A 21,595-nucleotide genomic window follows, 5' to 3' on the forward strand; every position below is an offset into this window, starting at 1 on the left:
ATATTATTTATTAATCGCTGCCGAAAGGCGGCCCGGCACTCTATTGTTTAAACCAACAACTATGCAACACGGGAAATTTACAGGGAGGTTAAGTATGGTGATGTTTATGCTGTTCGCATGCATCGGCCTGCTTCAGGCACAAACCACCCGGCTACGTTTTCAGCACAATGCTGAAACAATGTCCAAAGTAGTAGAACAGTTCGAACACAAGTTTAATGTACAATTGGCGTACGTAAACGAAGAGCTGTATGAAGTAAAAGTTCCGGCTGCTTCTTACGAAGCCGCTACTGTAAGCGAACTGCTCAGCAAAACCCTGGCACCAGGCGGCTTTACTGCCACAGCCAGCGGCAGCAGTTACATTATTAAAAAAATACCGCCTGTTAAAAAGGCCGGCAATACCACCATGGAACTGCATGGTATTGTAACCGAAAAAGGTGTAGCTGTTGGCAACGCAACCGTATTTATTAAACAGCCTGGTCACAACACGTTAATGACACTTACAGACGACAATGGCCGGTTCAGCAAAATCATTCCTGCAGAAGATGGTTCAGTTGAAATTTCTTCAGTTGGCTTTTACCCTGTGAAAAGAACATTCACCGGTGTTAACCAGGGAGAAATGGCTGTTGAATTATCAAAAGATGTGAAAGAGATAGATGGTGTGGTGGTAACCGCACTGGGTATTAAACGCGAAGAACGTTCACTGGGTTACTCAGCCACTACCATCAAAGGTGAGCAGCTTACTGATGCCATGTCTGGCAACTGGGCTGATGCACTTTCCGGTAAAGTAGCCGGCTTAAACCTGATTCGCTCCAACGCAGGCCCTGCAGGTTCTATCAAAGTAATTCTGCGCGGTGAAAACAACCTTACCGGCGACAACGAAGCGCTGATTGTGGTAGATGGTGTGGTAATTAACCAGGGCAGCGGCCGCCGCACAGGTACCGCGGGTTCTGATACTTATGGCACAGGCAGCGATAATATGCCTGCAGACTACGGCAGCAACTTCAACGACCTGAACCCTGACGATATTGAAACTGTTACCATATTGAAAGGCCCAGGCGCTTCGGCCCTCTACGGTCAGCGTGGTGCCAATGGCGCTGTTATTATCACGACCAAATCAGGTGGTGCTAAAAAACGCATGAACGTGAATGTCAACTCCAACTACAGCCTGGAGAAACCCAACCGCTGGCCCGACCTGCAATACGAATACGGCCAGGGCCTGGATGGTGCAGCTTATTATTCCTGGGGAGCCTCGGCAGATGGCGCCAGCACCAGCGGTACCAGCTCTGCCTATGGCCCTAAATTCGACGGACAGAAGTTCTTCCAGTTTAACCCGGGCACACAGTCGCAGGACAGCGTAAGAACATTGTGGAGACCTTATAAAAACCAGACAAGAGATTATTTCACTACCGGCAAAACGTTTACCAATAGTGTGAGTGTTGACGGCGGTACCGATAAAACCACTGCACGTTTCTCTGTAACCAATGTAAACAACGACTGGATTGTTCCCAACACCGGCTACAAACGCAATTCAGTAGCGCTATCGGTAAACTCCAAGCTTAGCGACAAGCTTACCATCTCTTCTAAAGTTACTTACAACAACAAATGGAGCGATAACCTGCCAGGCGCCGGTTACGGCAACCAGTCTATCATGTACTGGTATATTTTCTGGCAGCCAAGTGCAGACCTTAACTGGCTGAAAAACTATTGGGTGAAAGGTAAGGAACAACAGAAAATAGAATATCCTTTCAGCAGCTACCCGGAGAACCCATATGCCATTGCATACGAGTTCCTGAATGCCTCTAACCGCAATGCGGTAACCGGCAACATTCAGGCGACGTACAATTTCAACAAACAATGGAGCTTCCAGGTAAGAACCTCGCTCGACATGTCGTACGACGCACGCAACCAGAAACGCCCCTGGGATGCAGGCACCAAACTGCCCAAAGGCAGCTATCGTACCCAAAACATCTTTTCCATTGAATCAAGCGCCGACTTCCTGTTGCGCTACAGCGATAAAATTACCCGCGACCTCAGCATTAACGCATCAGCAGGTGGCAGCATCCTGAAAAACAGGTATAATAAAGATGAAAACCGTGCAGATTCGCTGGCCTTCCCCGGTGTATACAGCCTGGCCAACAATGCCGGCCCGCTGGTTACATTACCATACAAAAGCGAGTACGCCATCAACAGCTTCTATGGCTTAGTGTCGCTGAACTACAAAAGCTACCTGTATGCTGACTTCACCGGCCGCCAGGATTATAACAGCGCCCTGGCAACACCAACACGTACTGCTAACGCAGGTTTCTTCTACACCTCTGCCAACTTCAGCTTTGTGGCTTCAGACGTGTTGCGCCTGCCCAAAGTAATCGACTATGCCAAGTTACGCTTCTCTGCATCCAGCGTAGGCAGCGGCGGTACAGAACCTTATCTTACTTCTTATAACTATGCCAGTGCAGGCAGCCTGTACAACGGTGGTTTAAGCAACCCTTCACTGCTCACCAACCCTAACCTCAAACCACTTCGTACCATTACTTACGAAGCAGGTGCTAACATAAGCATGTTAAACAACCGTGTTAACCTTGATGTGACTGTATACACAGGCAACACCAGGGACCAGATTCTGAAACAATACCTTGATCAGTCATCAGGCTGGGTGCAGAAAGTGGTAAATGCCGGTAAAGTAAACAACAAGGGTATTGAAATAGCTTTAAACGTTACCCCTGTACAAACCAAAACCGGTTTCAAATGGTCTACCGGCATGGTATTCTCTGCCAACACCAACAAAATCGTATCGTTACCGGATAGCTCAATCGTGCTGAAAAACGGCCCTGTTGGCGGCGGACAGATTGTAGCCAAAGTAGGCGGCAGCATGGGTGACATGTACGGTCGCGGTTACCTGCGCGCTCCTGACGGACAGATTGTATACGATTCAAAAACCGGCATAGCCCTGTTAACACAGGATGTGGTTTACCTCGGTAACACCATTCCTAAATGGAAAGCGGGTTTAACCAACGATTTCACTTACAAACAATTTACCCTGCACACCGTGTTCGACGTACAGTACGGCGGCGTGGCACACTCACTCACCCATTACAAACTGGCTGAACAGGGTAAAACCACCAATACACTGCCGGGCCGTTACAATGGCATCATCGGTAATGGGGTAGTACAGGATGGCGAAGGTCATTACAGGAAGAACGACGTGATTGCAACTGATATTGACGAATACTATCGCTCACACTACGGCCAGGACAATGCAGAAGGCAGCACCTTCCGTACCGATTTCATCAAATTCCGCGAAGCAAGCATCTACTACACACTTAACCCCAAAATAGCGAAGAGAATGGGCTTACAGCGTGTGCAGATCGGCATCTATGGCCGCGACCTGTTTATCTGGAGCAAATGGCCCATCTTCGATCCTGAGTTTGGCACATTGGATGGCTCTGATATCATCCGCGGCTTCGAAATCGGCCAGTTCCCTTCTACGCGTTCATTCGGTGTTAACTTAAATGTTGGACTTTAATCTCAGGCAAAATGAAAAAACTCACGTATAAAATAGCAGGTATTGCATTGCTGGCAAGTGTTGCATTTACATCGTGCACCAAGAACTTTAAAGAAATCAATACCAATCCCAATACCAACCCCAATGCATACCCGCAGCAATTGCTGGCACCTGCACTGGCAAATACCGTAAGCTTAAACATGCTCCGCAACCGCAACTTCAACAACGAGCTGATGCAGGTTACCGTGAACATGAGTGATGCAGAAGGCCAGCCCTTCCGTTACGATTACCGTGCTACCTGGGCCGATAACCTGTACAATGGCTGGTATGGCCAGTTAACAGACTTCAAATCGCTCTACACCATCGCCAGCCAGCCACTTACCTATAACAAATCGTACATGGGTATTTCGCTGATCTGCCAGTCATGGATCTATTCCTTATTGACCGACACGTATGGTGATGTACCTTATTTCCAGTCAAACCAGGCCAGGGACAGCATGAACACCCAGCCTGTATTCGACAAGCAGAAAGACATCTATCTCGATATCTTCAACAAGCTCGATTCAGCCAACGTATTGCTGAGCGCAGCTACAGGCATCACGGCAGACAGCGACCCTGTTTACAATGGTGATGTTACCAAATGGCGCAAATTCGGCAACTCGCTTTACCTGCGCCTGCTGTTAAAACTGTCCGGCAAATCAGAAGTAGCTGATCAGTGCATTGCCAAAATCAAAGACATCGTTGAAACAAGCGCATCCACCTATCCTATTATGGCCAGCAATGCAGATGCTGCCATCCTGCGCTGGACAGGTGTAGGCCCGTATGTATCGCCTTATATGACCATCAGGGAACAGGACTTCAGAACACCGGCTATTGCCAGCTTCTTTATCGATCACCTGGTAGCCTGGAACGACCCCCGTATCGACATTCCTACGTATGGTACCGGTGGTTTCAACAGGTGGGGTATTGCACCTGCAGCAGGCGCTTACCTGGGTGTACCCAGCGGCTATGCACCAGGCAGCAACCCTCCTAAAAAGTCTTATTTCTACTCCAACACTTCTGCAATATCACTGATGACAGACCCGCTCACCGGTATGATCATGAACTATGCAGAGCTGAAATTCATATTGGCCGAAGCAGCAGTAAAAGGCTGGATCAGCGGCTCTGCCGAAACTTTCTACAACGATGGCGCACTGAACAGCATTACGTTGTGGCTGCCCACCTGGCCGGTTAAAATAACCGACTTCCTTTCCGCTGCAGATGTGGAGTGGGACAATAACCTGACGCTGGATCAGAAAATGGAGCGCATTCACCTGCAGAAATACTATGCCTTGTTCCTCGAAGACATGCAGCAATGGTTTGAATACCGCCGTACCGGTCACCCCACATTGCCCAAAGGCCCCGGTTTGAAAAACGACGGTGTGATGCCGGCAAGAATGACCTACCCTGTTTACGTGCAATCAACCAACCCCACCAACTATAAAAAAGCGGTGGCAGCGCAGGGACCAGATATTATTTCAACACAGGTATGGTGGCAGAAACCATAACGTTAAACCCGATTCCAGGATTCACTATTTGTTAAACAAATACCATGAAAAAAGTAATACTGTATTCTTTCTGCGTACTGGCCGGTTTGGCAGGAGGATGTAAAAAAGATAATTACCCGGGTGCCGTACTCAGCCCCTATATCGCTATATATGATGTAAGAAATTTGTACAAGGGCAGCGATGTTACACTTACACCCGATAACATGGGTGGTGCAGAAGATATTACAGCCATGGTTGTATCTGACCACTCAGGCAGCAACCTGCCTGAAGGCTTGCTGGTAGTGCAGGATGCACGCCGCCTGTCGCAACTGCGTGGCATCTCTATTCCACTTGGTGCCGATGCTGCTACCTTTGTACCCGGCGATTCTGTTACCATTAAAGTAAGCGGTGCCGTACTTAAAAAAGTAAACGGCATCCTCGAAATCACCGGCATCAAAAAAGAAGCGATCACCAGGGTTTCTTCAGGTAACAGCATTGCGCTCAACCGCGTTCCGGCAAGTAAAATACTGACCAACCCCGATGCATACGAAAGCGTATTATCAGTAATTGTAAAAGGCGGCTTCGATCCCCTGCCCAAAGCAGGTGAAACCCTTGCAGGCAGCAAAATACTGAACGATGGTTTTGGCAATATTACCCTGCGTACCGATGAGAAAGCTGCATTTGCCGGCCAGGCAATGGTGGCCAATGCCAACTACACCGGCATCTCTTTCAACACCACGGCAACCGATTCAACAGGTGTTGCTGTTCCTGAATTTCGCATACGTACCGGCAACGATATTAAACTGCTCGGTACCACCATCTCCGTTGCGCCTGTAGTTATCTCCGGCTTTATGAGTGATGTAAAAGGCAGTGATGGCAACTATGAATATGTGCAGCTGCTGGCTACACAGGATATTGATTTCAGCAAAACACCCTATGCTGTTGTGGTGACCAATAACGCCAATGCCTCAACTCCTTCAGGTTATCCTTCCAAAGGATGGGCTACCGGTGATATGCGCACTTTTAAATTCAGCCTCACATCCGGCAAAGCGGCAAAAGGCACTTTCTTCTATGTAGGCGGCAGCGGCAAAACCATCAATGGTTCAGGTTCTACCAGCATGGCAAGCTCAAACTGGATAAGGGCATTTAACTACACCACTACCAATGGCGACGACTTTGGTACCAAAACAGGCGGCTTGTTTGCCAACAGCGGCAATGCTTCAGGTGTAGCCGTGTTTAACAGCAACATAGTAACCGTAGATTCTGAGCCGGTAGATGTGCTGTTTGTTGCAACCGGTGGCAGCCTGTATACGGCAAGCCCTGTTCCCGCAGGTTATAAAATCACCAATACCGACTTCTATGATAAGATAGACCCTATTACCCTGAAAACGCAGCCTTATTACCAGAATGGCTCCAACACGCTTTCGCTGAGCTATTACACAGCCGATGTTGGTTACTGGAACAATATGGCCGGTGAATACAATGTTACCCTGGGCAAATGGACAAAGGCAAGAACACAAACCGGCATCGTGCTCAGCAAAACCTCCGCCATCTCTGAAATTGAAGGCGATGCAGCAACTAAACTGAAATTCTGATTATCATGCTCAACAGAAGACGATTTTTAAGAAACGTTGGCCTTACAGGTTCCCTTTTAACAGTACCCGCTGCCCTGCTGCACGCCAGTCCAGCAGCAAAACAGGAAGGCATCGGCCGCTTTGGCAACGTGTACGAAGCTTCTGTTTAAACACCGGCTGCATATACATTTGTTCTCTGTTAAAATCAAAGCGCCTTTCCTGCCTGCAGGAGGGGCCTTTTGTTTTTCCGGGTCACAACAATTACCTTGCCCGTAACATCAACACCCTTGCATGTAATGCTTTGAAAAGATCCCGGCAGACTTTGATAAGTACCGCCTGTCTACCGTTTAGCTTTCAACCGGCTCAATGCCTCCTGTGATATATTAAGATAATTGGCCACCAGCTTATTGGGCAAACGCAGCACAATTTGCGGATGCTCGTTCAGCAGCAGCTGGTACCGCTCAGTTGCATCGAGTGTAATAAAACTCTGCAGGCGGTTGGTATTGGTTACATAGGCATGCTCCAGGTAACTGCGGTAAAATTTCTCCCATGCAGGGATCTGTTCCAGCAGGTAATAAAAATCATTACGGGAAATATACAGCAGCTCGGTCGGCTCTACAGCCTGCGTGTACTCCGTTAATGGCTTGCCGCTGATGAATGACACCAGCGATGTAGAGAACGCATTTTCAAAAGCAAACCTGCGTGTCACTTCCGATCCGTCGTTTTTGATAAAGCACACCCGCAGGCAGCCCTTGTTTACAAAATACATGCGCCGTGCAGGCTGTCCAATAGAAGCCACGATCTCTTTCTTTTTTAGCGATAAGGGATGGAAGTAGGAAAGAATAGTGCGCAACTGCTCATCGTTTACCGCAATGCAATCCAGGATATACTTGCTCAGCTGTTCATACATAACGGACTGTTTTCATTCGTGCCAACTGCGGCAAACCATTAAATTAAGCAAAAACCATCAGGCAGCCTGCCCTATCAGCATCTTTTGTTGTTTGCGTAGGGCAGCATAAATCAGCAGGGCAGCCACCGACAGTAACAACACACTTACCCTGAATACCTGGTGCATGCCATGGGTTATAGCGGCCGGCGCTGCATTCGCCGTTTCTGTACCACCCGCGCTGTGTACTGCAATGGCAAACACTGCCCCCATTACCGCAGCGCCCGTAATTTGCCCTGTACTTCTCGAAAGCGATAACAAGCCACTAAACAAACCCCGCTCACCCGCACCTGCCAGCTCCATCACGGCCGCGTTGTTGGGTGTTTGAAAGAAAGTAAGTCCTACCTGTATCACGCCGATGCCCAGCAGAAAAGCCGGTAAGCCGTTGGCAGGGTTTACCCTGTCCATCAGCACACAACCGGCTATCATGGCCAGCACACCATACAACATCAGTTTACGCGCGCCGTATTTATCAGACAGTTTACCGGCCTGCACACTTAGCAGCGCGGTAACAAGTGGCCCGAATGACATAACCAGCCCCGTTTGCCAGGTTTTGTACCCACAGGCCCTGGTGAGGTAAAAAGGAAACAGGATAATGGTAGCAGTCATCACAATGTATACCATCACTGCTGCTATAAGGCTGGCGTTTAATACTGCATTCGTAAACAGGTGCACAGGCAGAAATGGATGTGCAGTTTTGCGCTCCCATGTAATAAACGCAACCAATAATACAGCTGACGCCACCAGTAATAAAAAGGCCAGCGGGTTATTGTATTGCCTGCCTTCAAGTGTAGTCATACCCAACGCATAACAACTCAGTAAGGCGGCCAGCAGCAGCATGCCTGTTATATCTACACGGCCGTTTTTTACGGGCTTAACAGCAGGCGTAAACCGCTGAATAAACCACAAGGCCAGCACACCAACGGGCAGATTGATGAGGAATATACATGGCCAGCCCCATGCCGTAATAAGCAAGCCGCCAATGGTTGGCCCCGATGCTATACCCAGCGGAACCATGGTAGTGAGTATGCCCATTGTTTTACCCAGCTTCTCCTTCGGCACCAGGTCGCCTGCAAGGGCAAAGCTCAGCGCAAGACAAAATGCAGCACCTGCTCCCTGCACACTGCGAAAGGCAATCATATGGGCGGCGCGCGTAGCCAGCCCGCAGCACACAGATGCAGCAATGAATACGATAATGCCCAGCAGGTATAGTTTCTTTTTGCCGAATAAATCACCCAACCTGCCTGCACCTGCAATACAGGCCGTAACCGCGAGTATATAACTCAGCACAATCCACTGCGCAGTATCAAACCCGGTATTGAACGATTTAACCAGTGTAGGCAAACCCACCACCACAATACTGGCATCGAGGTTTACCATAAATATGATCAATGCAATACCTGTGAGCGCATAATTCAGTTGCCGCTGTTCGCCCGGTGGTGCCGTTGCACGAAATGTTGTTTCCATACTATTGTTTTAGGAATACAAAACTCCATGAACGCAATGGCGAAAACATTGATCCAGGTCAAAAAAAAAATCGCAACCGGAACCGGTTGCGATTAAAGCAGGCTATTGTTTATGATCAATTGCCTAATAAAATTTCGGGATAGGATTCAGCTCCGTATTCTGACGCTGGTGCCAGTAAGGATAAATAGGATCTGCATCACTCACCGCATCAAGCCGTTTCACCTGGTCAACGGTCAGGTGCCAGCCCAGCGCGCCCAGGTTCTCTTCCAGCTGTTTTTCATTACGCGCACCAATGATAATATTGTCAACAGTAGGGCGGTTGATCAGCCAGTTCAGGGCTACCTGTGAAATGGTTTTGCCGGTTTCAGCAGCAACCTGGTCCAGCACATCTATAATATTGTACAAACGCTCAAAATTCGTAGCCGGACCATGTGCACCACCCTGCGCCATGCGGTTGTTTTCGGGCAGCGGCTGGTTGCGCCTGAACTTGCCGGTTAACCTGCCGGATGACAGCGGGCTCCATACAATGGTGCCTACTTTCTGATCAAGACCAAGCGGCATCAGTTCCCATTCAAATTCACGATCCAGCAGTGAATAATACGCCTGGTGTGCAATGTATTTTGACCAGCCGTATTTCTCAGATGCGGATAATGATTTCATCAGGTGCCAGCCTGAAAAATTGGATGCAGCAATATACCTGATCTTGCCGCTGGAGATCAGGTCATCCAGCGCCCGCAGTGTTTCCTGTACGGGTGTATTGCCATCGAAACCATGCATGTGGTAAATATCGATGTGATCGGTCTGCAGCCTGCGCAGGCTGTCTTCTGCAGATTTGATGAGGTTAAAGCGCGATGAGCCTACTGCGTTGGGATCGCTGCCCATGGGGAAGGTAGCCTTGGTAGACAGGATGATTTCATCGCGTTTGCCTTTGATGGCCTGGCCAAGAATTTCTTCTGAAACACCCTGGGAGTAAACGTTGGCAGTATCAAAAAAATTGATGCCCCTGTCAAGACACATATCTACAAGGCGGATGGCTTCATCGAGCTGGGTATTGCCCCAGGCTTTAAAAAACTCGTTGCTGCCGCCAAACGTAGCTGTGCCATAGCTGAACACAGGCACTTTTAACCCTGAATCACCTAAAAATCTGTATTCCATAACGTTTTGTTTAGTGTTTGCCAAATAACCCATTTGGATACGACAAAGTTCACCACTTTCCCCAAATACCGGTAGTACCTATTGCGGATAATGATGTAAAATTACACGGCATGCCGCAGCCCGGCCAATGCCGCAGCAAATGCAGGCGAGCGCATATTGTGCAAGGCCTGGTTAAACAATGCCTGCCCGTACAGCATTTGCCCTTCTGCCGTAGCAAGCGACAGCGCCCCGGTATACAGCATTCCCCTTACCATTTCCATATTGTTCGATGCGGCATAGGGCTGTTCAACAGCTATCGCAGCATTGGCCCTGCCTGCCAGCTGAAACATCATCAGTGCATATACCAGGTAGGCGGTTTGTCTTGTAACGAAGAAACGGGCGCGCTGGCAGGCATCCGGGCTGTTGCCAAAATAAGCATGGAGGAAAAAGGTTTCCTGCGCTTCGTTCTGCACAAAAGTATTGGCCACAATCGCAAGATCAATATAACGGTTGTTAACCGAAGCCGCATCCCAATCTACCACCCACAGCTTTGCACCATCACAGAGAATGTTATTGGGATTAAGGTCGTTGTGACTGCTTACCTGGTCTGCCTCCCAGGGGTATTGTTCCAGCACCGCATTGTAGTAACCGAAGCATTCCTCAAATGCAGCATCGCTGAACATGCCCGAAACCCGGCATTGCCCGATAAGTCCCTGCACGGTGCCTTTGGTATCACCGGGTTTGGTAAACAGCGGCATGGCATGTATGCGTTGAATAGTGCCTGCCAGTGCCCGCAACAATAATTCATTGGAAGGAAAAGAACCGCGCAGCGGTTTGGGTTCAATAAACGCGCTGATACAGATGCCCGTTCCGGCATTGGCATAATACACCTGTGGCGATACGCCGGCTTTCGCAGCAAGGGTAATGCATTCGTACAAATCAACACCAGGCTGTGCAGGCACATCAGATTTTAATACGTATACGCTGCCGTTTACTTCCAGTTTGTACACTGCAGCATCGGACAGGCCGCCGTGCAGCAGGGATATGGACGTGATACCGGTTGTATGGAAGGCTTTCAGCAAGGCAGTTTCAACCGCCGCCAGTTTAGCGGCAGGTATTACGGAAGATAAGGTAGTGGTTGTCATGATGCAATCAGGAAATATTACCGCCCAGGGTGGCGAGTATATCAGATAATGGTTTAATGGCTTTAACGGTAGCTGCAGGCAGCAGGTCTTTCGCTGCTTCATTGGCCGTGTCCAGCGCTTCGTTAAACAGGCGTTTGCCGGCTGTGGTTAATACTACATAGCTCACCCGCGCATCGCGCTCGTTGATTTCCCTTTTCAGCAGGCCATTCTTTTCCAGCGGCAACAGCATGCGGGTAATGCCCGAAGCGGTAAGACCAATTCTATCAGCCAGGTCAATCCTGCGCATGCGTTCCTCCCCTGCCTGGTGCAGCAGGTACAGGATCATGAAATCGCTGAACCCCAATCCATGCATGTTCAGGCGATCAAACCGCCTGGAAACCAGGGCCTGCACCTTGGCCAGGTTCATGAAAAATTTCAGTGCACTGCTTGTTGACATATACTTGATTACTCAATGATTTTACAAATAAACAAACTTTTTTTCAATGCACAAAAAAGCCGCTTCAACCGGTACTGAAGCGGCCCCTATCAATATGCCAACTTATTTAACCGGCTTCACCGGTTCAGCAAGAAAAGGTATTATCACGTTTGCAAGTTGCGGAGATACAATATTGTAATGCGTTAAACCCGGCAATATGGCCAGCTGCGAGGCAGATTTGCCTGCACCATCCCAGCCTGCATCATGCAAGCCGCCGCCGAGCCAGCGGGTGCTATCGCGACCATCTCAGGGTGTTTTCAGGACTACCTGCCCGGCCGTTATATCTTTCTGCACCTACGCTGCAATATAACGGTACAGCTGCCCGGAATACGAGCTGGCATTGCGTTTATACAACTCACTGCAGCCAAACAGGATAAAACTTTCCTTTGCGCGTGACACGGCAACATTCAGCATGTGCACACCATTATCGAAGAAAAGCCGCTGCCCTGCATTGTTGTTCCCGTATACAGAAGAGAACAGGATCACCGGTCGCTCTGCACCCTGTAAGGCATGCACAGTGCCAATGGTGAGCAGCCGTGTACTGATACCCGCTTCTTCCAGCTTTTGCTGAATTTTCCAGCGTTGTGCAGTAAACGGGGTAATGATGCCGACAATATCGTGCAGCTGCAATTGTTTTGCAGTACGGCCTTCTTTTTCTGCCAGCAGCATTTCCTGTTTTGTATAATGCTGTACCAGCCGTTCTCCCTGTTGCGATAGCCAGGCAGCAATCGCTGTTGCTTCTGCTTCATTAAAGCGGCTGCCGTTTAAAGTTTCAGACGATGCACCTACTTCCACAAAAGCCATGGGTGGCAGTATATGGTTTACAGCAGGTCCTTTCATCGGCTCCAGCAAACCATGATAGGCAATCCTGTTGCAATAACCGATAATTTCATCAAAGCAGCGGCGATGTTCTGTAAGCAGCATGCCGCGTTCTGCTTCAGCGTGTACCTGGTAACAACAGGCCTGCTGTGCCAGCTTCATGATGCTGCCGGCGCTGCACAGCAAGCCTTTTTCTTTCAACACACTTATCTCCTCATCATTCAGGCCATGCAGCAAACCCGCCTTCTGTGCATTGGCATAGTCGGCCTGCGGCAATATATTCCATACCGGTTCTATCTGCTGTGTATCGCCCACTACCAATGCGCGTTTTGCCAGTGCAAAGCTGGCAGCGCCGATTTCGGGAGATACCTGCCCGGCTTCATCTACAATCAGCAGATCGGCCAGTTCGCATAAAGGCAGTTTATCATGCCCCTGCTGCGCATTAAATTTGGAATAGGTAAAAAACTTTGGTGCCATATAAAAATTGCTCACCAGGCAGGGTGTTAGCATCGCAAAACGTTGCCAGCGTTTAATAGCATTGGCATGGCCATTCTTCCGCAAACTATTTTCCAGCAGGGCCTCCTTTATAGCCAGCAGCCAGCGGCCTTCCCAGTAATGCACAGCATAATAAAACAATTCGTTCTTTATCCCTGTTTCCAGTTCATTATAAAAGAAAGGTTTTCCGGCGGCAGCAAGCTTCCTGCATTTGTCCGGCGAAGCGGGCGGATTTCCCTGTATGTTATTGGCTGCTTTCCAGCTATTCCATGCTGCATCGAGGGCGCGTATTTTTTTGATGGCAGCAAAGCGTTCATTAAAATACCGGTGAATAGAAGCCTTGCTGTAAAAATCAATGGTACTGTAGTCAAGCACACTGTCGCGGAACAATCGTATCAATGCACGTACGCGCCGTTCTTTAACAAAAGGCAGAAAAGAGAACAGCGATATCCACCAGCGTTCTTTTTTGAAATAATAATCCACTTCACTTTCAAGTATCTTCAGCTCCGTATGCAATTCTTCCAGCTGTGCGTTATGCGGTTCATCGGACTGCCATGCTGCATCACCTGTAACACCCAGGGTTTGCAGCAACAGGGGTAACTGCTGCTTGTACGATTTCCATAACTGCATGCCCTTCTCCAATTGCTGCTGTACGCCGCGCATGTGTTGTTGCAGCCAGTCAATCACCTGCTGCACCTGCTGCATGGGTTCGCCCGTAAATGCGGTAAACTGTGCCAGGTAAGCCTTTTCGGCATCGGCCACGTATGCTTTACATTCTATACCGCCGGGATAGGTATCGCCTGTTTTATAAAACGGGATGCCTTCTTTTACCACGTGTTCCCTTGCCGGCAAAAAAAGTGCAAACCCGGTTACCCCGGGCAGCCAGCGTTTAAACAACGCCCCTTCGCGCGGCTGCACATGCAGAAAGCTGTCGATGATATTGGTCACTGCCTGGTTATTGGTTGAGCTGGCGAGTATAATGCGCGGCTCCTTACCTTGCAGCGCGGCAGCCACTACCTCGTTGGCTACCACTGTTTGCAGCAGGGTGGTTTTGCCTGTGCCGGGCGGACCGTTTACGGCCAATATATCGCCATGCTGCTGTGTTAAAAAATGATACATGGCTTGCCGCTGCGAAACAGACAATGCATGTTTATGCCCCATTTGCCCAAGATGTTTCACACTTATGGCTTCCATTTCATCCATGGTCAGCAGCGGTTTCAATGCAGCCGGGTGCTGTGTTTGCAGGCATTGCAACAAAGCCGGCAATGTGGATTCAGCCCGCAAATGATCATACAGACGGATAATGCTATCTGCTGCATTGGGCTGTGTTTCATTGGCTGCCACCACCGGTTCGCAGATAACGCGATAGCCGGGTATGGTATAGGCACTTAAACGGCTGCCGGTTAGCTCAGCAAAAATGTGGTAGATATAGCCGGTATAATCCTGCCATGTTTTACCCGTAAACTGCCGCGCCAGCACGGCATCTGCCAGCTCAACCGAAGCAAGGGTCACATCACCTGAAAGCCCCACCAATGGCTCCAGTACCATGCGCGGGATATATGGCGTGGTGATATCGCCGATGCACAGTGTACCCTTACGCGTGAGTATGGCAGGCACCCAGAATGGATAAACCGGCTTCTCGCTGCCGTTGTACTTCAGGTGTTCCGGAATGGGTTGTAAATAAAAGGGAGCGATGAGCACGGGTGTTTTGTCCAACACCTGCCAGCCGGGATCTGCGCTGCTTTTAAGGCCTTTTACTTTATTGAGTTGCCGTTCTGCCTGGTCAAGTAAAGTGTTGGCCTGGTGCGGGTCTATTATTCCTTCCGACCAGTTGATGGCGACCTGTTGTATATGTGTTGTTTTTTTCAGGTCAATTGTTGTACGGGCTGCATCGGCAAGGCTTTTGCGCCAATAGTCAAGGGTGGGGTGATGTGTGCTTTTCATACAGGTAAGTTGAAGTGTTAATGACTATCGGCACAGTCCGCAATTTTGCATGCAACAGCCGAAACCAGACTGATAATATACATCTAAATAAATTAAAATACAAGGCTGGCTTCGCCGTTTAACGTTTGAAGGTTTCGCGTTTAATGTTTTCTATCCTGAACCGGCTGGATCGAACGCTCCGGGTAATCAATTGGAATCCCGGGGGCCACACCCAGGCCAGGAAGCACCGGCACAACAGGCCACTACGATCGGTTGCAGACCAGCCCATTCATTTTATTCACAGCATTGTGAAACAGGGTAACCGGACTTACATTTATGCTGCATTCATAAACACCATCACCATGGCAGTTAAAACCGGCAGCACCCAGCAAAATGTTGTGCTTTATGCCAACGGGCATCCTACCTTGCTGGCAACTTATACCAGCAGGTATACCTGGATATATTCCGACCTGGGTTCGGGTGCAGATATGGATGTAACCATTTACCGTCCTGTTGCGCCGGCGGGTTATTATATTGTGGGCGATTATGCACAGGGCAATTTTACTGCGCCTGTAAACAATTCACTGATTGTATCGGTGGTTAACCAGGATCCCGCTTACCCGGTTATAGCAGCGCCGGCAAGCTGGCAGCAGGTATGGAATGATGCGGATTCCGGCGGGGATTATGACGGTGCTATCTGGCGCGCAGTTGCACCCACCGGTTATGCATCCCTGGGCTGTGTCGGCACACTGGGTTATGATCCGCCGGTGATTAAGAACTATGCCTGCATACGCCAGGACCTTATTGCAAACGGCAGTGTTGGTAACCTGATCTGGTCAGACAGCGGATCGGATGCAACGGAGGATATTTCGTTGTACCTGCTGAACAATGTACAGGGTGCATTTGCAGCACAGGCCAACTATGATCCTTACAGGGGGCCGGCATTTCAGCTTGCCGGAGGTTTTCCCGGCCACAGCAGCTAAACTGCCACTTTCAACTTATTGCATTATACCCGGGAAACAATACAAGTGTACCAAACAAAAGCGCCCGGGTAATACCAGGCGCTTATTTTTTTCCGCATTGCGCGGTTTAGCTATTGTACATTCAACGTTGTTGGCCAGGCCGCTTGTTCCCTGCAAAGTGCTTAAAAAATTAAACACTGAAACTATTGAACCTTTTGAACCCCTTCCGCCCCAACGTTAAACTTTAAACATCAAACATCACGATTTCCCACCCACTACCGGTATCTCCGTACTGGTCACTTTTACGGCAGACGGCGCAACCGTTGTTCCGCACGGGCAAATAAACGGATACTCTTTGTTGTCGATGAGCGGCTCTATACCAAAGAAATCGTTAAGTACCGATTCAGCTGTGCAATACGCCCCTTCTACCCAGGCCTGGTCGTTGGAATAAGCCTCACCTACAATGAATATATTGGCATCTGCACCTTCAATAAGCTGCGATGGCTTTCTTATTTTCTGCTGCACATCGCACACATCATAGTGCGCTGCATAAGCGTGGTAACCGGCATTAAAGGGCGGTAACGACCAGTCCATATACCTTGTTTCCAGCGGCTCGGGAACAGACGTATAATCAGCCTGCGGACCAAAGTGCACGGCAGCCAGTTGTGCACGCAGCATCTTCACCATTGTGGCTGAAGGCTTGCGCGGGCCGTCGAGTGTTTGCGTGTTTTCAGAGAGCGGTATTTTACGGTGTGCATTGGGGCCCAGCTCCAGCTCCTGCCAAAAGCTGGTGAACATTTCATCATCATAGGCAGCCAGCAGGCCATATACCTTTTCACCCGTTTGATCAAGTGCATTGTTGCCGAAATATACTACCTGGCGAATGGGCGTATCTGTAACGCTGGGGCCAATGGTATTGCGCGTAGCGGCAGTGAGCAACATTTCTTCCTGTTTAATACCCAGGCGCTCCTGTACACACTGCTCTACCTGTTTAATAAATTCAGCAGCCGGGGCATACGGCGTTTCCATCATCTTGCTGTCTGCTTTCATGGCAGTAAGGTATTTCTCGGGGAAACCCTGCTGCTGCAATTGCGTAAGCACGGCTTGTGTAACTTCATAACTGCTTACGCGCGCAGGATAACGGGGTGTCTTTTTTGCATTATCAGCCCACCAGGGTTCCCTGAAAAACATACCTACCTTATAAGAAGGCTGCATAATGGCAGATTCAAGGTACAGCTGCACTTTGCTGTGATTAAGTACATCTTCAGTACCATGATCTTCATAACGCGTAGCCTGCGCCACCAGCTCAATGGAATAACGCGGCATAGCCAGCCACGCAGCCTGCGTAATATGCGATGCTGCTTTTTTATTGGGATGTTCCCTTGTAGCCGTGGTGTAGTGAATACCGTCTTTCCTGTTTAAGATAGAATGCAGGCGTGTGTTGGGATAGTAGTTAAACTGCACATTCTTTTTCTGCGCCAGGTTTACGATCTCGGCAAACAGCGCATCAAACATGCTGGAATAGCCGTGTGTAAGTGTGCGGTATTCGGTACCGGGTGTAAACTCGTTGTTGGCATCAAAAGCAACCGCGGAGTTCCAGTTAATCACGTTGGAGGTATAACCATTACCTGCCGAGGTATAAGCATATCCCTCAGAACCCAGCTGATCAAACATCAGGTTCCAGTAACCGATGTCTTTGAGGTGGTCGCCTTTTTTGTAAACAGATGATTCAGGCAAATCCACATCAATGCGGCCATGCTGGTAAAATGTACACCATTCAGTGCGCGTTTTGGGGCCTTTGTGTTTGGTAACGGCCAGGCTCTCTACGGTATTAAACCCGCTGTCTGGCGAAGCTGCATTGGCAAAACCCGATGCATTGTAAGGTGCGGGGTTGCCGGAAGATATTTCATCAAGGTACATATTCTTTGTACGCAGGTAATACAGCGGGTTCTGCGATTCATTGAAGGGTACCGAATATTTGGTAAGACCCAGTTTGGCAATGGTAGTAGTTACCAGCCTGTGGCCGCCGCCCCTAGGTGTACCATCCCATTCAGAATAACGCATGCCGCCTACTTCGAGGTAAGATTTGTTCTTATCATCCTGGTAGTGCCAGGTACACACACGCGCTCCGGGCGCACGGGTACCTTTGTGTTGCTGTGAAAAATTGTACTGGCCCCAGTCGTACAATTCAAGCACATCGTTTTCCAGCAACAGCCCGGCATTTTTGCCTTTAACTTCAGTGGCTTTAATGTTCCCGCTGAGCAGCCGCCATGCAGTATACAAGCCTGCTGCGCCTGCTCCGAAGATGGAGTACTTTTTGTTTGTCATAAGTGCTGTTTAAAATTTGTATAGAGGATCAATGTAGTATAGTCAACGGCCCTTTGACCTTTGTGGGTTTTCGCCTTTGTGCCCTTTGTGGTTAAAGTGTTCGCTACTCATTCCCCAGCCTGCGCATCTGGTCTGGCAGATCTTTCTCAGGAATCACCACTTCCACCAGTGCAGGCACATCTTTCAGGTCTTTTATCTGCGCCAGCACATTGTTCAACTCGCTCACCGTGGTAGCGCGGTAACCATTGGCACCAAAGGCTTTGGCCAGTGCCAGGTAGTCCCACCCGGGTAACAGGTCAAACGTATCAAATTTGTGTTCCGGACCGGGCTCAAATGCATCTATGTTTACATATACCTGTTCAATGGCATACACGCCATTGCTCATAACGAAGATCACTGCATTGAGTTTGTTGCGTACGAGCGTAGACAGCGACTGACATACCATCATAAACGCGCCATCACCCGCAACCGTCCATGCACGTTTGCCGCTGCCCAGCTGCGCGCCCGATGCAGCACCTGTTTCATAACCGATGATTTGCCAGGCTGCTGAAGAGAGAAAGGTGTTCTGGCGAAGCCCGTAGGCATTGGTGGCTACATATTCGGCAGAGCTCACGCCGAAAGTCATTACGATCTTATCCAGCAGGTGGTTGTCTTTCAGGAACTTCATGGAGTACTGGAAGAAGCGGTTGTAGGTAATTACTTCGGGCTGATTGTTCCAGCGCGGATCTGAGTTGGCAGCCCAGGGGTTGGGATATACCGGCTGCGGCGGTGCGGTAACCTGCAGGGGGTAACCTTTGGTATGTTTAAACAGCTCAAGCAATGCTTCCATAAAATCTTTCATGGTCACATCCTTGTAAATAAAATAACCGGCGCGTATCTGGTCTGTAGTGGCCAGTACCATTTTGGAATACTTGTTTTCTACAAACCAGAGGTAATCATCAGTAATGATAGTGCCGAGGGTAAGAAAGCAATCGCTTGCTTTAACAAGATCGCGTACTGATTCAATAGAGGCTGCATCTGAATACGTACCGATGAATTTATCACCCCCTTCATCCAGTACGGTTTTACCGAGCGTGGTGGTGGTGTACAGGAATCCGCTGGCGTCTATGATTTTCTGCAGCAGGTCTGCATAGCCATAACGCAGCACTTCCACACCGGCAAATATCAGGGGGTGTTTCGCTGCAGTGATCTGCGCCCAGGCTGTTGTTACGGCATTGCGCAATGCCAGCGGGTCACTCTTAAACACCAGTGGCTGCAGTGGTTTGGAGGAAGGCCGCTCGCATGGCTCGCCCCATACTTCTTTGTAGCACTCTATAAATACAGGGCGCTTGTGGGTAATAGCTGCAATAAGGAGGTTATCAATTTTCTCTGCTGCGCCTGCCGAGGTACTGAGCGTTTCGCAGGCAACAGTTACCTGTTTGTACACCTCCTGGTCTGCCGCCATATTACCGGTACTGTGGTGGTACAGCACATCGTACATTTTGGTAATGCGGCGCATATCGGCACCGGGTGTGGCGCTGATCACCACCACCGGGCTACGTTCAACATAAGAACCGGCAACGCCATTGAGTGCGATAAACGTGCTTACGCCATACTGCAGTGAAACAGCTGCCAAACCGCGTGTACGGCCATAGGCATCGGCTGCATAACCGGCATCCAGTTCATTAATACAGCCAACAGCATTTACACCGGGGAAATGTTCGAGCGTTTGTGTAAAGTGTTTAACATAATCACCCGGTATCTGGAATACCTCGGTAACATTCAATTGCAATAAACGGGTAAGCAAATAATCTGCGACGGTAAATGTCGTTTTTTCCATGCGTATTGTTTTAGGTTAGGTATGCTGGCACTATGGGACCATTACAAGAATAACAGTTATTACAGGCGCCTGTGCATATACACCAGGCAAACAGCAGGTTGATACAGGCAGCGCAAACCACGGCTGCAGCTGCATTGCGGGCAGTAAGGTAAAATGCTTTTTGAAGAGATACAAGCAAATAAAACGGCAAACAAAAATTGAACAGCATGAATAAAACATTCATTTCATGCTTACCTGAACAGACCTGTCTCACCGGGTACACCCTTCCTGTTTCGTAATGTATTTATTAACAAGCATGCAATCATCCTGTCAAAAGCATTGCTATCATTACATTTCAGCAATCACTCACAATAAAGTGAATGTTACCTGCTGAAATTTTAATTTCCTTTTACCGGAAAAAAGCACGTACTTTAAACCATCGATATTCAGCATTCTAACCACGCCCAATGCCTGCTCATTAACGTTCATTTTAAACACATCTTTTTATTGCATGCTCCGGAAGTATTGCTGTTGCTGCATTTCACGCAACCACCTGTGTGGCAGATGATGTGCTGCAACAAAAACAAGCCATACACCACCCGAAGCCTGAAGATCCATCGCTTATTATACCTGAAGCAAAAAAGCCAGTCTGTAAATGACTGGCTTTATTTAAACAACTATTGCAGCGTGCTAGTAGTAACTGAATATAAATTTAGTATTCCCGTCGGCTGATGCCTGTTCGATAACCCTGCCTTTGTCATCCAGTTTGTATTGCAGGGTAGCATTATCCTTGTATAAATTGCTGCCGTCCAACACATCTGTTGCAACAATAGCAATGGATTGCGGCAGGTTGGCAGATTCAACTGTTGTCATGGGAGGAAAAGGATAGGCAGCGAACGGGTTCGCGTAGTTGGTATAGGTGTTGGTGGTTACAATATTTACCAGGTAACCGGATACCAGTTGCGTTGTAGTTTCTTTTGTGATATTTCTTTTATCATCCAGGTAAAGTGTATCCATGGTGGTTGTTCCACCTGCAGTTTTGTCTATCATTGTGCGAATGGCTGTGTTACCCGTCCACGCGATACTTATGGTACTGCCGTTTATGATGGAGCTGTCAAATACCAGGCGTTTGTTTGCATCAAAACGAAACACTGCCATATCATGCTCCATAAAGCCATTGCCATTATCTTCCTCACTGGTAGCTGCTGAGGGGTATTTACTGGTGCCGTCATAGTTATAAGTTAAAGCACCTGCATAACGCGCCCCATCTTTATTGTAGTTGGAATCGAGCACACGTACCAGGCGTTGCCGGGCATCATACAGGTAGTTGATCGTGTGCAAGGTATCATCACCGGCCGCAACATTGTTATCAAGAAAATAAATGCGCACAGTTTTCAGCTGTGCCCCGGAAGCGGCATTGAGCGTATCAACAGAGTAGTCTTTCTGGCATCCGGTCAGGGTCAGCAGCAGGGCTGCCATTAAAAAAGGTACAGTTCTCATT

14 protein-coding genes are annotated in these 21,595 nt (G+C 48.9%); 5 read left to right on the top strand and 9 right to left on the bottom strand.

Going from position 1 to position 21,595, the window contains the following annotated elements; translation table 11 throughout:
- The first annotated feature begins 178 nt into the window (after positions 1-178).
- The 4 genes from DXN05_RS16380 to DXN05_RS24500 are packed head-to-tail and all read left to right on the top strand — an operon-like array spanning position 179 to position 6,772.
- Complete coding sequence (locus DXN05_RS16380) at positions 179-3,523, top strand: SusC/RagA family TonB-linked outer membrane protein (RefSeq protein ID WP_245975230.1); 3,345 nt, start codon at positions 179-181, stop codon at positions 3,521-3,523.
- Positions 3,524-3,534: 11 nt separating this feature from the next.
- The gene (locus tag DXN05_RS16385; protein ID WP_116848356.1) at positions 3,535-5,049 is read left to right on the top strand and encodes a SusD/RagB family nutrient-binding outer membrane lipoprotein; all 1,515 of its coding nucleotides are present in this window, start codon (positions 3,535-3,537) and stop codon (positions 5,047-5,049) included.
- Positions 5,050-5,093: 44 nt separating this feature from the next.
- A complete protein-coding gene (locus DXN05_RS16390; protein ID WP_116848357.1) occupies positions 5,094-6,623 on the top strand; it encodes a DUF5689 domain-containing protein in 1,530 nt (509 codons plus the stop codon).
- Positions 6,624-6,628: 5 nt separating this feature from the next.
- Positions 6,629-6,772 (top strand): twin-arginine translocation signal domain-containing protein, encoded by a 144-nt coding sequence (locus DXN05_RS24500; protein WP_147313944.1) that lies wholly within the window; start codon positions 6,629-6,631, stop codon positions 6,770-6,772.
- Positions 6,773-6,942: 170 nt separating this feature from the next.
- Here the strand turns inward: DXN05_RS24500 and DXN05_RS16395 are convergent, their stop codons facing one another.
- The 6 genes from DXN05_RS16395 to DXN05_RS16420 all read right to left on the bottom strand — a co-directional run bounded on the left by DXN05_RS16395 (position 6,943) and on the right by DXN05_RS16420 (position 15,027).
- Positions 6,943-7,512 (bottom strand): Crp/Fnr family transcriptional regulator, encoded by a 570-nt coding sequence (locus DXN05_RS16395; RefSeq protein ID WP_116848358.1) that lies wholly within the window; start codon positions 7,510-7,512, stop codon positions 6,943-6,945.
- 57 nt (positions 7,513-7,569) lie between these two features.
- Positions 7,570-9,015, bottom strand: coding sequence for an MFS transporter (locus DXN05_RS16400; protein WP_116848359.1), 1,446 nt, complete (start codon positions 9,013-9,015; stop codon positions 7,570-7,572).
- 123 nt (positions 9,016-9,138) lie between these two features.
- Positions 9,139-10,170: an aldo/keto reductase gene (locus tag DXN05_RS16405; RefSeq protein WP_116848516.1), complete on the bottom strand. Its 1,032-nt coding sequence runs from the start codon at positions 10,168-10,170 to the stop codon at positions 9,139-9,141.
- Positions 10,171-10,271: 101 nt separating this feature from the next.
- Complete coding sequence (locus DXN05_RS16410; RefSeq protein WP_158559278.1) at positions 10,272-11,294, bottom strand: phosphotransferase; 1,023 nt, start codon at positions 11,292-11,294, stop codon at positions 10,272-10,274.
- Between the two features lie 7 nt (positions 11,295-11,301).
- A complete protein-coding gene (locus tag DXN05_RS16415; protein WP_245975231.1) occupies positions 11,302-11,730 on the bottom strand; it encodes a MarR family winged helix-turn-helix transcriptional regulator in 429 nt (142 codons plus the stop codon).
- A 333-nt stretch (positions 11,731-12,063) separates the two neighbouring features.
- Positions 12,064-15,027 carry an AAA domain-containing protein gene (locus DXN05_RS16420; protein WP_116848361.1) on the bottom strand — a complete coding sequence of 988 codons (2,964 nt, stop codon included), beginning with the start codon at positions 15,025-15,027 and terminating at the stop codon, positions 12,064-12,066.
- Between the two features lie 341 nt (positions 15,028-15,368).
- On the opposite strand from DXN05_RS16420, the gene DXN05_RS16425 reads away from it, so the two are divergent.
- Positions 15,369-15,989 carry a Vps62-related protein gene (locus DXN05_RS16425; protein ID WP_158559279.1) on the top strand — a complete coding sequence of 207 codons (621 nt, stop codon included), beginning with the start codon at positions 15,369-15,371 and terminating at the stop codon, positions 15,987-15,989.
- A gap of 237 nt (positions 15,990-16,226) precedes the next feature.
- Here DXN05_RS16425 and DXN05_RS16430 read toward each other — a convergent pair whose 3' ends face one another.
- The 3 genes from DXN05_RS16430 to DXN05_RS16440 all read right to left on the bottom strand — a co-directional run bounded on the left by DXN05_RS16430 (position 16,227) and on the right by DXN05_RS16440 (position 21,594).
- A complete protein-coding gene (locus DXN05_RS16430; RefSeq protein WP_211330083.1) occupies positions 16,227-18,296 on the bottom strand; it encodes an FAD-dependent oxidoreductase in 2,070 nt (689 codons plus the stop codon).
- 103 nt (positions 18,297-18,399) lie between these two features.
- Complete coding sequence (locus tag DXN05_RS16435) at positions 18,400-20,115, bottom strand: alpha-keto acid decarboxylase family protein (RefSeq protein ID WP_116848363.1); 1,716 nt, start codon at positions 20,113-20,115, stop codon at positions 18,400-18,402.
- A gap of 669 nt (positions 20,116-20,784) precedes the next feature.
- Positions 20,785-21,594 carry a hypothetical protein gene (locus DXN05_RS16440; RefSeq protein ID WP_147313945.1) on the bottom strand — a complete coding sequence of 270 codons (810 nt, stop codon included), beginning with the start codon at positions 21,592-21,594 and terminating at the stop codon, positions 20,785-20,787.
- Position 21,595 lies beyond the last annotated feature (1 nt).

It is taken from the genome of Deminuibacter soli, assembly GCF_003412455.1.
Taxonomy (GTDB): Bacteria; Bacteroidota; Bacteroidia; order Chitinophagales; family Chitinophagaceae; genus Deminuibacter; species Deminuibacter soli.